The sequence below is a fragment of the Caminibacter pacificus genome (genome assembly GCF_003752135.1).
GTDB lineage: Bacteria > Campylobacterota > Campylobacteria > Campylobacterales > Nautiliaceae > Caminibacter > Caminibacter pacificus.
On sequence record NZ_RJVK01000001.1, the window covers coordinates 226,790 to 239,652 of the forward strand.

At 34.2% G+C, this 12,863-nt stretch carries 13 protein-coding genes; 5 read left to right on the forward strand and 8 right to left on the reverse strand.

Features of this window, described 5'->3' with window-relative positions:
* Nucleotides 1-2,214 carry a sensor domain-containing protein gene (locus tag EDC58_RS01200; protein WP_123351676.1) on the forward strand — a complete coding sequence of 738 codons (2,214 nt, stop codon included), beginning with the start codon at nucleotides 1-3 and terminating at the stop codon, nucleotides 2,212-2,214.
* On the opposite strand, the gene cysE is transcribed toward EDC58_RS01200, so the two are convergent.
* From cysE to EDC58_RS01220, 4 genes are read right to left on the reverse strand one after another with little or no spacing between them, the layout of a single operon-like run.
* Nucleotides 2,187-2,888 carry a serine O-acetyltransferase gene (gene cysE, locus EDC58_RS01205; RefSeq protein ID WP_123351677.1) on the reverse strand — a complete coding sequence of 234 codons (702 nt, stop codon included), beginning with the start codon at nucleotides 2,886-2,888 and terminating at the stop codon, nucleotides 2,187-2,189. The two genes, EDC58_RS01200 and cysE, sit on opposite strands and share 28 nt — an antisense overlap.
* Complete coding sequence (gene tmk / locus EDC58_RS01210) at nucleotides 2,875-3,447, reverse strand: dTMP kinase (RefSeq protein WP_123351678.1); 573 nt, start codon at nucleotides 3,445-3,447, stop codon at nucleotides 2,875-2,877. The genes cysE and tmk overlap by 14 nt, the downstream gene beginning before the upstream one ends.
* A complete protein-coding gene (coaD, locus tag EDC58_RS01215) occupies nucleotides 3,438-3,911 on the reverse strand; it encodes a pantetheine-phosphate adenylyltransferase (RefSeq protein ID WP_123351679.1) in 474 nt (157 codons plus the stop codon). The genes tmk and coaD overlap by 10 nt, the downstream gene beginning before the upstream one ends.
* Nucleotides 3,911-4,429 (reverse strand): UbiX family flavin prenyltransferase, encoded by a 519-nt coding sequence (locus EDC58_RS01220; protein WP_123351680.1) that lies wholly within the window; start codon nucleotides 4,427-4,429, stop codon nucleotides 3,911-3,913. Before EDC58_RS01220 ends, coaD begins: the two co-directional genes overlap by 1 nt.
* A 100-nt stretch (nucleotides 4,430-4,529) precedes the next feature.
* Between EDC58_RS01220 and EDC58_RS01225 the strand changes: the two genes are divergently transcribed.
* Nucleotides 4,530-4,868, forward strand: coding sequence for a DUF805 domain-containing protein (locus EDC58_RS01225; RefSeq protein WP_123351681.1), 339 nt, complete (start codon nucleotides 4,530-4,532; stop codon nucleotides 4,866-4,868).
* Here EDC58_RS01225 and flgA read toward each other — a convergent pair.
* From flgA to EDC58_RS01245, 4 genes are read right to left on the reverse strand one after another with little or no spacing between them, the layout of a single operon-like run.
* Complete coding sequence (flgA, locus tag EDC58_RS10375; RefSeq protein WP_123351682.1) at nucleotides 4,865-5,449, reverse strand: flagellar basal body P-ring formation chaperone FlgA; 585 nt, start codon at nucleotides 5,447-5,449, stop codon at nucleotides 4,865-4,867. The two genes, EDC58_RS01225 and flgA, sit on opposite strands and share 4 nt — an antisense overlap.
* Nucleotides 5,446-7,770, reverse strand: coding sequence for an endopeptidase La (gene lon, locus EDC58_RS01235; protein ID WP_123351683.1), 2,325 nt, complete (start codon nucleotides 7,768-7,770; stop codon nucleotides 5,446-5,448). Before lon ends, flgA begins: the two co-directional genes overlap by 4 nt.
* Nucleotides 7,771-7,778: 8 nt before the next feature.
* Nucleotides 7,779-8,396 (reverse strand): outer membrane protein assembly factor BamD, encoded by a 618-nt coding sequence (bamD, locus tag EDC58_RS01240; RefSeq protein ID WP_123351684.1) that lies wholly within the window; start codon nucleotides 8,394-8,396, stop codon nucleotides 7,779-7,781.
* A complete protein-coding gene (locus EDC58_RS01245) occupies nucleotides 8,389-10,962 on the reverse strand; it encodes a valine--tRNA ligase (RefSeq protein WP_123351685.1) in 2,574 nt (857 codons plus the stop codon). Before EDC58_RS01245 ends, bamD begins: the two co-directional genes overlap by 8 nt.
* Nucleotides 10,963-11,081: 119 nt before the next feature.
* On the opposite strand from EDC58_RS01245, the gene fliW reads away from it, so the two are divergent.
* From fliW to EDC58_RS01260, 3 genes are read left to right on the forward strand one after another with little or no spacing between them, the layout of a single operon-like run.
* The gene (gene fliW / locus EDC58_RS01250) at nucleotides 11,082-11,453 is read left to right on the forward strand and encodes a flagellar assembly protein FliW (protein WP_123351686.1); all 372 of its coding nucleotides are present in this window, start codon (nucleotides 11,082-11,084) and stop codon (nucleotides 11,451-11,453) included.
* Nucleotides 11,454-11,456: 3 nt separating this feature from the next.
* Nucleotides 11,457-12,197, forward strand: a complete 741-nt coding sequence (locus EDC58_RS01255; protein ID WP_123351687.1) for a pyrroline-5-carboxylate reductase — start codon at nucleotides 11,457-11,459, stop codon at nucleotides 12,195-12,197.
* Nucleotides 12,175-12,861: a prepilin-type N-terminal cleavage/methylation domain-containing protein gene (locus tag EDC58_RS01260; RefSeq protein WP_123351688.1), complete on the forward strand. Its 687-nt coding sequence runs from the start codon at nucleotides 12,175-12,177 to the stop codon at nucleotides 12,859-12,861. The genes EDC58_RS01255 and EDC58_RS01260 overlap by 23 nt, the downstream gene beginning before the upstream one ends.
* Nucleotides 12,862-12,863 lie beyond the last annotated feature (2 nt).

The following is a 12,863-nucleotide window of genomic DNA, read 5'->3' on the forward strand; positions in this document are numbered from 1 at the left end:
ATGACTAATGAAGTTTTTAAATTTTTTGAGGAGGTTTTCAAAAATTATCTTGAAACCTCCTCTTTATCCGACAAAGAAAAAAAGGAAGTTTATGAAAAGTTTTATGAGATATTGCAAAAACTTTTCATAAATTTTAAACATGTTTTAAATTCTATTAGAGAAGCCGTAATCGTTTTAAACGAAAAAGATGAAATAATTGATGTTAATGAGAGTTTTCTTAAATGGATTCATTTAAAAAAAGAGGATGTAATCGGAAAAAAAATTGATGATTTTATATATGAGGATTATAATCAAAAAATTATTTTTTTAAAAAATAACGCATTAATACCTATTGAAATTGAAATCCAAGAGTTTGAAGTAGGACATAAGATTTTCAAACGATTAATAGCTTTAAATATTAAGCAAAAAGTAGATATTGAACTAAAACTGAAAAACTTATTAAGACTGTATAAAATTCTGAGTTTGATAAACGAACTTATAATAAGGGCTATCGATATAAATGATATATATTCTTCTAGCTGCGAGATTTTGGTAAAAGAAGGGCATTTTGATTTTGCTTGGATAGGAGAAATACAAAATGAAAAATTGATACCGAAAGCATGGTATGGTGAAAATAAAGACTTTAAAAATTACCTTCAAAACAATGAAATTCCGTTTACTCGTATAAATGAATTAATTAAAAATCAGTATTTAAAAGAGGATAATTTACAAAATGAAGAAAAAGTGTTCTGTCATAAAATAATGATTCCAGTTTATAAAGAAAAAAACGCTCTTTCTACAATTATCACTCATCAGGATATAAAAGCCGTTTTGGTTGTTTATTATAAAGGAAAAGAGTTTGAAGAGGAGGAAATTCATCTTCTAAAACAAATAGCTCATGATATCGGTTTCGGATTAGTGTCATTATCAAGAAAAGAAGATATTGATTATTTGGCATATTATGACGTTTTGACTTCTCTTCCTAATCGGAGATATTTTTTTGAAGAACTAGAATCATTGCTTGAAATGTTAAAAGAAAAAAATCAAAAAGGAACGCTTTTAATAATCGATATTAATAATTTTAAGACGATAAATTCGACTGTAGGTTTTTGGGCCGGTGATATTGTTCTCTCGAGAATTGCGGATATGTTAAAAAAAGTTCAAAGAAAAAAAGATATTTTAGCAAGAGTGGGTGGTGATAAATTTGCATTATTTTTATATGGTGTAAAAACCAAAGAAGAAGCTATATATAAAATTCAGACTATCTTAAAAGATTTCGAATATATATTTGAGATAGAAAATAAGAAATTTCTGGTTACCGTAAGTGTAGGAGGAGCATTTTTCCCGGATGACGGATTAACGAAAGAAATATTATTTGCCTCTGCAGAAGCGGCATTGAGAGAATCTAAAAAAAGAGGTAAAGGTATTGAATTTTATGAAGAATCTTTACAAAAAACCACTTTAGAAAATCTTAATTTGGAAAGCGAGTTGGTAGAGAGTATAAAAAAAGATAATTTTTTAGTTTTTTATCAGCCTATAATTGATATTCAAAATAATAAAATAGCTATGGCTGAAGCATTATTACGTTGGAAAAAAGACGATAAGTTAGTTTCGCCCGGGGAATTTATACCTATTTTAGAAGAGAGAGGTTTAATAAAAGAAGTCGGTGCTATTGTTTTAGATAAAGTTTTTAAATTTATAAAAAATCAAAATGTTGATATTCCAATTTCTATAAACGTATCAGCTAAACAGATTCATTTAGGGTTTTATAAAGAAGTGATTTCTTTAATAGAAAAATACGAAATTGACCCAAATAAAATAATTTTGGAAATAACAGAGAGCGTATTGATGGAAAATTTGGAAATTTTATTGAAAAATATGAAAGAATTAACAAAAATAGGAGTAAGATTTGAAATTGATGATTTCGGAACAGGATATTCTTCTTTGGCTTATTTAAAAAAATTACCTATTTTTGCATTGAAAATCGACAGGACGTTTATAAAAGATCTTCCAAAAAATGAAGAGGATATTTCTATTTCAAAAGCAATTATTTCAATGGCTCATTCTCTTGGTAAAAGAGTAGTGGCAGAAGGAGTCGAGATGGCGGAACAAGTTGAGTTTTTAAAAGAAAACGGTTGCGAGTTTATTCAAGGATTTTATTTTGCAAAGCCTATGCCACAAAAAGATTTTATTGAATTTTATAATAACTATCTTTCTTTTAAAGCTTCCAAATAGTCTCTGTATTTTTTTTCTATTTCTTCATCTTTTTCTATAATGTCGCTTTCACCTTTAATCACTGCTTCTTCAAGTACTTTAATTCTATCCATCAAATATTCGAAAAGTTCTTTTTCAATATCGGGTAGTTTATTGTGAGCAAGAGGCGAGTAGTCTTTTCTTTTTATAACTTTACCAGGAATTCCCACAACGGTCGAATATGGCGGTACGTCTTTTACGACGACGGAGTTAGCTCCTATTTTACTACCTTTTCCTATAGTGATATTTCCCAAAATTTTAGCACCCGCACCTATTGTGACGTCATCTTCGATAGTAGGGTGGCGTTTGCCGGGATTCAGACTTACACCACCAAGCGTTACGCCTTGGTAAATAGTTACGTTATTCCCAACAATTGCCGTCTCTCCTATAACTACGCCTATTCCGTGGTCTATAAAGACGTTTTCACCTATTGTTGCTCCAGGGTGAATATCGATATTTGTTATGAATTGATTTACGGCCATAATAAATCTTGCAAATCTTTTGAATCCTTTTTTATAGATTGCATTTGCGATTCTGTAATTTACAAGAGCCCAAATCCCGGGATAAGCATAAAAAAGTTCTATTCCGTTTTTAAACGCCGGGTCTCTATCTTTTACGGCTAAAAAGTCCTTTTTTATCTTACTAAACAAACTCACTTATCACCTTTTTTATTCTGAAATTAATAGCTTCGATAGTTGAATTTGCTGGTATGAGCTGATAAGGGATTTCGAGTCTGTTGCAAGTATCTATCATATTTTGTTGGATGTTTAGAAGGTATTTTATGCCTCTTTTTTCTATATTGTCATGTTCTTTTTGCGAAAGTCTTGATTTTAGAGTCTCTTCGTCAAGTGTCAAAATAAATACGAAATTCGGAAAAATTCCATCCGTTGCGAATCTGTTTAGATTCACAAGCAAATCGAAATCGAAAAATTCCATAGCGTAAGCTATTCCGCTTATAACGCTTCTATCGCTTATTATTAATTTGTTGTAATTCGGCTTTATAACTTTTTCTACGGTTTCTGCTCTATCTGCAAGAAACAAAAAAAGCTCGGCTTTTTTAGTAATTTCGTCATGAAATATTATTTCTCTAATTTTTTCTCCGAATTTGGTAAACCCCGGCTCTTTTATAAAAACAGCGTTTTCGAATTCTTTTTTTAACAGTTCTATTTGTGTAGATTTACCCGCCGTATCGATACCTTCTAATGCTATATACATTTCAAATCCTCTAATATTTCTTTCGGTACCAAATGAGAAACGTCGCCATTGTATTTTAAAATACTTCTCACAACGCTTGAAGATATAAAAGCGTTATCGAGATTCGGCATTAAATAAATCGTATCGATTTCGTTATCAAGCGATTTGTTTGCGTAACCCATTTGAAGTTCGTATTCAAAATCACTCACAGCCCTCAGACCTCTTATGATAATCTTCGCTTCTTCTTTTTTTGCAAAATCCACAAGCAAAGAAGAAAAACTTTTCACTTCTATTTTAGGAAAATCTTTTGTAGCTTTTTTCATCATTTCCACTCTTTTTTCAAGAGAAAACATTGTGTTTTTGTCTTTATTGTCAGCGACTGCTACTATTATTTTATCAAAAATCTTACAAGCTCTTTTGATAATATCCACATGCCCGTTTGTCACGGGGTCGAAAGTTCCAGGATATATGGCTTTTGTATACACTATTTCCACCTTTTAAAAAGTTTATTGTCAATTCCCGCCAAATCAAACCATTTGCCTATTAAGAATTTTTCTATATCGTCTATTGTTTCGGGTTTGTTGTAATAGGCTATTACCGGAGGTGCAATTATAACATTTTGTAATTTTGATAATTTTAGCATATGTTCCAAATAAATCTCGCTAAAAGGCATCTCACGAGGCGCGATTATGAGCTTTTTTTTCTCTTTTATCGCAACTTGTGCCGCTCTTGTAATAAGATTATCCGCAATTCCAAGAGCGATTTTTGCAAGAGTATTCATACTACAAGGCACTATAAAAGTTACGTCGATACCGAAACTTCCGCTTGCAGGAGCTGCTGCGATGTCGTCGTTTAGAAAAATATTTTCTTCTTTTTCGAGTACTATTTTAGCGTGTTCGCTTAAAACTAAGAATCTTTCGTATTCGGGAGGAATGAGGCTATAGAGTTTCAGCCCCAAACTTGCTCCGCTTGCGCCCGATATACAAACCAATATTTTTTTCATTTTCGCTCCGTTTAAATATTTGTGTGATTATATTAAATTTTTAATCTTTATTGATTTTATCCAATTTTAAAAGTATAATTGCTAAAAAAAGTGAGAAATTATGTTAGAACTTCTATTTTCGTTTAAAGGTAGAATAAATAGGTTGAAATATTTTGCTGTTATGTTGGGGTTGTTTTTGGTGAGTTTAGCGCCTGACTTTGTTTGTAAAAATAATCCAGATAGCTCCATATGTATGATTTTTATTCTTTTGGTTATTCCTATGATATGGGTGAATTTTGCAATTATCGTAAAAAGATTTCACGATTTGAATAGAAGTGGTTGGTGGGCTCTTTTGATGTTGGTGCCTGTTGTGAATTTTATTATCGGGCTTTTTCTTTTATTCAAAAAAGGTACAGAAGGCACCAATGACTTCGGAGCCGACCCTTTAGCTAATAGTTAATTTTCTAAAGTTACGACGCCTTTGTCGGTAACTTTTGCATTGAAGATTTTTCTGTTCATTTCAATAGGTATAATATCTCCTATGTTTCCGTCTCTTAGTGCTTTTGCACTCGAAGATATGGTAATGTTTTTCGATTTTATCAAGACGCTTACTCTCTCTCCTCTTAAAACGGCAGGTGCTATTTTCGTATTCGATTCGTTGATAACGGAATTTTTCGAAATTATTTTTGATGCAATGAGGTTAGGTGAAATTTTTTCAAGAGGTTTTGAATAAAAATATCTGAATTTTACGATTTTTTTTACTACATAAGGCAAAATAGGGGAGTTTTGTCTGATTATGGAAGTTGCTACGAAAACCGGAATTTCAGCTTTTATAGTGATGTAATAATATTTGCCGTCAATTATGATACTGCCAGAATTTTGTTTCGGGCTTAATAGGAATTTTATTTTTTTATAATGTTTCGGAAGTGCGGGGTTTGCAGTTATTTTTTCGATAATAATATTGGGATATGTTTTTTTGTAAAAGTTAATTATTTCGCTTTTAACAGAAGCAAAAAGAAAAAGAGGGATTAAAAATATTATTTTACGAGGGCATGGTCCAAAACTTCGTCAATAGTTTTTACCGGTACTATTTCAAGCCCTTCTTTTACTTCCTCAGGAACGTCATCAAGGTCTCTTTCATAATTTTTTACCGGTATGAGTACTTTTTTGATTTTAGCTTTATAAGCGGCTATCAGTTTTTCTTTAAGCCCGCCGATTGGTAAAACTTCTCCGGTTAGAGTAATTTCACCCGTCATCGCTACGTCGGATTTTACTTTTGTTTCGCTAAATATACTTGCAATTGCCGTTGCCATCGTAATTCCCGCACTCGGTCCGTCTTTTGGTATCGCTCCCTCAGGTACGTGAATATGGACGTTGTATTTGTAATAAATCGGCTCTTTAGATTTCTCTTTTACTTTTATTTTTTTGTTGTCGATTAAGACTTTGATAAGTGTAAATGCTATATGAGCCGATTCTTTCATAACGTCTCCGAGTTGCCCGGTTAAGATAACTTGGCCTTTTCCTCTATATTTTACGGCTTCGACTTTAAGTACGTCTCCACCAACAGGAGTCCATGCAAGTCCGTTTACCACTCCGACTTTGTCTTTTTTCTCTACGGCTTCGATTCCGTAATAGCCTTTTTCGAGATAATCTTTTAAGTTTTTGAGCGTAACTTTTACTTTTTCTTTACCTTCTAAAATCTCAAGAGCGGCTTTTCTCATAATTTTCGCGATTATTCTTCTTAAGTTTCTAACACCCGCTTCTTTTGTATATTTGTCTATTATTTCTCTTAACGCCGCATCGCTAATAGAGACTTCGCTTTTTTTAAGAGAATGTTTTTTCGCTTCTTGCGGAATAAGGTATCTTTTTGCTATTTCGAATTTCTCTTGAGGTGTGTAGCTTCCTATAAAAATCATCTCCATTCTGTCTCTAAGAGGTGCCGGAATGGTGCTCGGGTCGTTTGCCGTTGCGATAAATAGTACTTTGCTTAAATCAAGATCGAAATTCAGATATAAATCCCTAAAATGTGTATTTTGTTCAGGGTCTAATATCTCAAGAAGTACGGCTGTCGGGTCTCCTCTGTATCTTGAGATTTTGTCTATTTCATCAAGTACCATAACCGGGTTCATCTCTTTTGCGTTGATGATTCCCTGAGCAATACGTCCTGGCATTGCTCCGATGTAAGTTCTTCTGTGACCTCTTAGTTCGTTTACGTCTTCAAGTCCCCCAAGAGCGATTCTAACAAGGTTTCTATCAAGCGCTTTTGCTATCGAATTTGCAAGACTCGTTTTACCAACTCCCGGAGGCCCTACAAAACATAAAGTGGCGCCGCTGAATTCTTCGTTTCTTTTCTTAGCAAGCTCTTTTGCCGCAAAATATTCTACTATTCTCTCTTTTGGTTTTTTTAGTCCGTAATGGTCTTTATCAAGCCTTTTTTGAAGTTCTTCAATACTGAAATCTTCTTTTGCATAGTTACAAAACGGAACTTCCAAAGCCCATTCGATATAGTTTTGAGTCGTGGTAGCTTCGGCACTATCGGGGTGCATACGTGATAAGCGGTCGATTTGTTTTTTTATCTCTTTATATGCGTCTTCTCTCATGCAAGGTTTTAATTGTTCGAGTTTTTCTCTATACTCTTTTATCTCTTCTTCAAGCTCGTTTGTCATACCGAGCTCTTGTTGGATAAGTTTTAGTTGTTGTTTTAGAAGATGTTCTCTATTGGCTTCTTGGACTTGCTCCATTACTTTTCTTGAGAGCTCGTTTTTTAGTTTGATAGATTCAATTTCTTCTAAAATAAAATGAATTAATTTAATAAGTCTCTCTTTTGTGTTTATTTCTTTGAAAAGTTCGTATCCTTTTTCGATAGGAAGTTTTAGAGAACTTGCAATAATATCTACTATTCTATCGGCGTCTGAATTGCTGTCTATAATTTTTATAAAGTCTTTTGGAAAAAACGGATTAAGTTCGCTCAAAGTAACAATATGCTCTTTTAGCGTTTCAAGAAGTGCGGAAACTTCTTTTTTATCTCCAGGTTCGCTTGCTACTTTATCAACAATCGCAATTGTCGGGTTTTTATCGGTAATTTCGATAATTTTACCTCTTGCAAGCCCTTGAAATAGGATTTTTACTTTGCCTTCAGGGAGTGTTACTTTTCTGATAATAGTACCGATAGTCCCGTAAGTTCCGGGTTCGTCTTTTATTGAGACGAAGATTAAAGAGTGGTCGTTTATTGCTTTTTGAATAGCTATAATATCCTCTTTTTCTTCAAGAAAAATCGGAATAATCATAAAAGGATAAATTAACTCTTTTTCTTTTATTACGGGAATTTCAGCCGGTAAATCTTTATAGTTTTCTAATGTCATGTCTCTCCTTACCAATAAAATAGTTTTTTATACCATGGAATTACAGGCGGTTTTGAATCTTTTGGTAATGTAGTTTTGTATTTTTGAGCGGCTTTTATTTTGCCTTCTTTTTTATATAGCTTATATATTTTAGCGTATAGATATTTTTTTGTCAAGAGTGCTTTCATATAAATTGTGTTTACTTCGTATAAGAAGTTTGAGTTGGGATACTGCAATTTGTAATTTTCACACTCTTTTATCAAATTGAGGATTTTTCCTTCGTTTGTGTATGAGTTTTGGTAAGAGAGAAAATCTATTTTGATTTTTTGGTATTCGCACCAAGGAATTTCTTGTGGGGTTGCGAATCTTTTTTCGTATTGATTCAAATAAAATTTCGCAAGCTGAAAATCCTCATTTTTTAGATGAGCGTAAAAAAGCATTAATAAATCTTCTTTTATATAAATAGAACCCGGAAACGCGGCTTCAAGGTCCAAAAGATAATTATCGGCATTGTCATAATATCCACTTTCTAAAGCTTTGTAAATTTGGTTGTGAATTCCAAGAGCGGAGTTTGCAGTTTTTTCGGCCGTTTTATTGCTACAAGCCAAAAAAAGCAAAAAAGGGAGTAAAAATATAATTTTACGCATTTAATTTCCTTAGTTCTTCTTCAATTTTTTGAAGTTTTTCTTTGTTTTCGTTTAATTCGGCTTGGTTTTTCTCAACCACTTCTTTTGGTGCGCGCTCGATAAAGTTTTTGTTTTGTAGCTTTTTCTCTAATTTTTCCACTTCTTTTTGTAATTTTTGTTTTTGTTTGTTCAATCTTTCGATAATCGGTTTTAGGTCTATCTCCTCTTTGCTAACCATAGTTTCGAGATTATCGCTTATATCTCTGATTGCATTTTCAATAGGTTCGTTTACGAATTCTATCTCTTCTACTTTTGCAAGTTTTTTGATGTACTCTTTTGCCATTTCAGGCAGATTCGCCAAAACATACGCTTTTTTGAAGTTGCTTTGAGTTAAGGCTTTTATTCTTCTAAGACTTACAATCGCTTCGATTATCAAATCGAAATCAGCAGGTTTTTCTACATCTTTTACTTTTGGATACTCTTTTAACATAATAGTATTTTCTTTTACGTCGGTTTTGCTTAATTCTTGATATAAAAATTCAGTCAAGAAAGGCATAAACGGATGAAGAAGTTTCATAGATTCTTTGAAAATAGCTCCGAGCTCCGCAATAGAATCTTTGCTTACTTTGCTAAGTTCGATTCCCCAGTCGCAGAAATCCTGCCATAAATATCTATAAAGAGTCATTGCCGCGTCGTTAAATCTGTATTCGTCAAGTTCGCGTCTAACGTTTTTAACGGCTTCGTTGAATTTATAAAGCATCCATTTTCCAAGTTCCGTTTTAATTTCGATATTATCCAAATCTTCGAATTTTTCTTGATGCATAGTTAAAAATCTTGCGGCGTTGTAGAGTTTATTGGTAAAGTTTCTCGATTCTACGATTTTAGCTTCGCTAAGTTTAATATCTCTTCCTTGTACAGCAAGTACCGCAAGAGTGAATCTAAGCGCGTCGGCTGAGTATTTTTCGATAATTTCAAGAGGGTCTATTACGTTTCCTTTTGATTTACTCATTTTTTGACCGTGTTCGTCTCTAACGAGTGCGTGAAGATATACGTCGCGGAAAGGTACGTCTTTTAAGAAATGAACTCCCATCATCATCATTCTCGCAACCCAGAAAAAGAGAATATCAAATCCCGTAATTAAAAGATTATTCGGATAAAATCTTTCCAAATCTTCAGGTTGCCATTTAATACCTTTGCCCCATTCGCCGTTTTCCCATCCGAGAGTTGAAAAAGGCCAAAGAGCCGAACTAAACCAAGTATCGAGTACATCCGGGTCTTGGTGGAAATTTTTGCTATGACATTTCGGACATTCACTCGGTTCTTCCACGCTTACCCATTCATGTCCGCATTCGTCGCAGTAATATACCGGAATTTGGTGTCCCCACCATAGCTGACGGCTGATACACCAATCTCTAAGTTCTCTCATCCAAGCGTCATAGTTGTTTTTCCATTGAGCAGGATGAAATTTCACATCACCTCTATTTGCAGCTTCTATTGCAGGAATCGCCACTTCTTTTTTCAAAAACCACTGAGTCGAAACATACGGCTCGATTACGCTTTTACATCTGTAGCAGTGACCCACTTGGTGAATATGTTTTTCTCTTTTTTCGATAAAACCTAATTCTTCTAACTTTTCTACTATTTTAGGTCTTGCTTCGAGTCTGTCAAGCCCTTTGAATTTTCCGGCGTGTTCGTTTAAGATACCTTTTTCATCGAATACTTTTATAAGTTCAAGGTTGTGTCTAAGTCCCACTTCGTAGTCGTTCGGGTCGTGAGCCGGCGTTACTTTCACGGCACCCGTACCGAATTCCATATCTACGTATTCATCCGCAATTATCGGAATTTCTCTGTTTATAATAGGAAGTCTTACTTTTTTGCCGATTAGATGTTTATATCTCTCATCTTCAGGATTTACCATAACTGCCGTATCTCCGAAATAAGTTTCGGGTCTTGTCGTTGCAACTACGATATATTCGTCGCTATCTACAATCGGGTATTTGATATAAACAAGTTCTCCCTCATGAGTTTCGTATTCCACTTCGATATCGCTTAGTGCCCCGTCTTTCGGACACCAGTTAACCATATAGTTGCCTTTTACGATGTAACCTTCGTCGTATAGTCTTTTAAATGCTACTCTTACGGCTCTTTGTAGTCCTTCATCCATTGTGAATCTCTCTCTGCTCCAAGCAGGAGATGCACCGAGGCTTCTAAGCTGTTTTGTAATCGTACCGCCTGAGAATTCCTTCCATTCCCATACTCTTTTTAAAAACTCTTCGCGCCCTAACTCTTCTTTTGTTTTTCCTTCGGCCAATAGCTGTTTTTCAACAACGTTTTGAGTTGCGATTCCGGCGTGGTCGGTTCCCGGTTGCCAAAGCGTAGCGTAGCCGTCCATTCTTTTGTATCTAACCATAATATCTTGGAGCGTAAAAGTCAAAGCGTGACCGATATGAAGGCTTCCTGTAACGTTTGGAGGAGGCATCATGATACAGAAGTTTTTATCTTTTGAATAGTCAACTTCGAAAAATCCCTCTTTTTCCCAAGTTTCGTACGTGCTTTTTTCGTATTCTTTAGGATTGTATTCTCTCACTCAAAATCCTTTTTTGGTGCAATTATACTAAAAATAGGCGATTGCTTAAAATTTGACAAACTCTCAAATTTGCTATAATTTGGAATAGCATTTGCTTGTTATGGCAAAAAAGGATTAAAATGAAATTTAACGTTGTGCTTCCGATTTTGGGATTTGAGGATGAAAAAGAGTTCGAACTCGAAGAAGTAAGCGATATTTTTTACAGACTAAAAGGTAAAAACGTAACCTTTACACTCGTAAATCCCTTTGCGCTTAGGGACGATTACGATTTTGAAATAAGCGAAAGCGAACAAAAGGCTTTAAAGCTTGATGAAAATAAAAAGTTTTTGGTGTTAAATATCGTAACACTTAATGAAGATTTTCTAAAATCCACGGTAAATTTCGCAGCGCCTTTGATTTTTAATATGGATGATAAACTTATGGGTCAGGTAATACTTGATAAATATCCGTACTCTTTAGCCGAGCCTTTGGCAAATTTTAAAAAAGGATAGGGTTTGAAGGTCACTTTGATAGGATACGGAGCTATGGCAAGCGCCATAGCCGAGGGATTAAAAGATAAATACGAACTTGAAGTTATAGGAAGAGACAAAGAAAAACTTAAAAACTTCTCAGAAAAATACGGCGCAAAATATTATACTTTCGAAGAAGCTAATATCGATAATAAAATCGTAATTTTAGCCGTAAAACCATATGTTTTGGACGAAGTGGCTCAAAAATTAAAGGGAAAAGCAAAATTATTAATCTCGATTCTTGCCGGAAAACCTCTAAAAGAGTTACAAAAAATCCCCGCTTTTTCATATATAAGAGCAATGCCGAACGTAGCCGCTAAATACGCAGCTTCCACAACCGCAATTACGGGAGATATCGATTCAAAAGAGCTTGCAACCGAAATTTTAGGTGCGATAGGGAAAGTCGTTTGGGTAAATAGTGATGACGAAATCGATATGGCAACCGCAATTATTGGTAGCGGTCCGGCATTTTTGGCTATAATAGCGGAAGCAATTAGTGACGGAGGAGTTTATTGCGGTCTAAAAAGAGATGTCTCAATAGAACTTACAAAAGGTTTGTTCGAGAGTTTTGCAAAATTGGATGATGATTTTTCGCAAATAAAAAACAGCGTAATGTCTCCTAAAGGAACGACGGCAGAAGGTATTAGAACTCTCGAAGAAGAGGGAGTTAGGGGAAAAATAATGAAAGGGATTATAAACACTTATGAAAAGTCAAAAAAAATTTAAGGCTTTTACTTTAATAGAAGTTTTGATTTCGATAATTATAATCGGTATCGTTATGGCTACGATTCCTATTATGATGACGGCATTTACTACTTCGGTTAAAACTAATATAAAAGAAGAAGTTTTTTTCTCTCAGTTTTCATTACTTAATATAATTGTCGCAAAATATTTTGATGAGAACAATACGGTTGGTGAGAATTATTATAAAGACTTGAATGCAACAAATGGAGATAGCGAACTTTTGATTAATGCTTATACGGACGGATTATATAGAATAGGAAAACATCAAATCGAAGCCGGAACAAAATCGTTAATAACTCCGGATTTTAGAAGCGGTAGTGCCGATACCGTTTCGCATATCGGACCTGATGCAAACGAACCTAACGAAACAACATATGATGATATTGACGATTATAACGGTTATGGAGAACATCATGCCGGAGTTGAAAGTCAAGGATATGATTTAAACGTAACCGTTAAATATATTCCCGATAGTACCAATTATTGGGATACGAATATTACGTTTACTTATACAAGCGGGGTGACGACTACCGCTACAAATATAAAACTTATAACTATAACGACCGTTTTAAAAGACGGAACCGTAATAAAATTAAGTTATCCAAGATGTAATATTGGGCGTTCGGCTATGCTTTCATATAAATAGGA

Coding starts and splice junctions, on each gene's coding strand:
- EDC58_RS01200 (WP_123351676.1), top strand. CDS start 1: ATGACTAATGAAGTTTTTAAATTTTTTGAGGAGGTTTTCAAAAATTAT.
- tmk (WP_123351678.1), bottom strand. CDS start 3,447: ATGTATATAGCATTAGAAGGTATCGATACGGCGGGTAAATCTACACAA.
- EDC58_RS01220 (WP_123351680.1), bottom strand. CDS start 4,429: ATGAAAAAAATATTGGTTTGTATATCGGGCGCAAGCGGAGCAAGTTTG.
- EDC58_RS01225 (WP_123351681.1), top strand. CDS start 4,530: ATGTTAGAACTTCTATTTTCGTTTAAAGGTAGAATAAATAGGTTGAAA.
- lon (WP_123351683.1), bottom strand. CDS start 7,770: ATGACATTAGAAAACTATAAAGATTTACCGGCTGAAATTCCCGTAATA.
- bamD (WP_123351684.1), bottom strand. CDS start 8,396: ATGCGTAAAATTATATTTTTACTCCCTTTTTTGCTTTTTTTGGCTTGT.
- fliW (WP_123351686.1), top strand. CDS start 11,082: ATGAAATTTAACGTTGTGCTTCCGATTTTGGGATTTGAGGATGAAAAA.
- EDC58_RS01260 (WP_123351688.1), top strand. CDS start 12,175: ATGAAAAGTCAAAAAAAATTTAAGGCTTTTACTTTAATAGAAGTTTTG.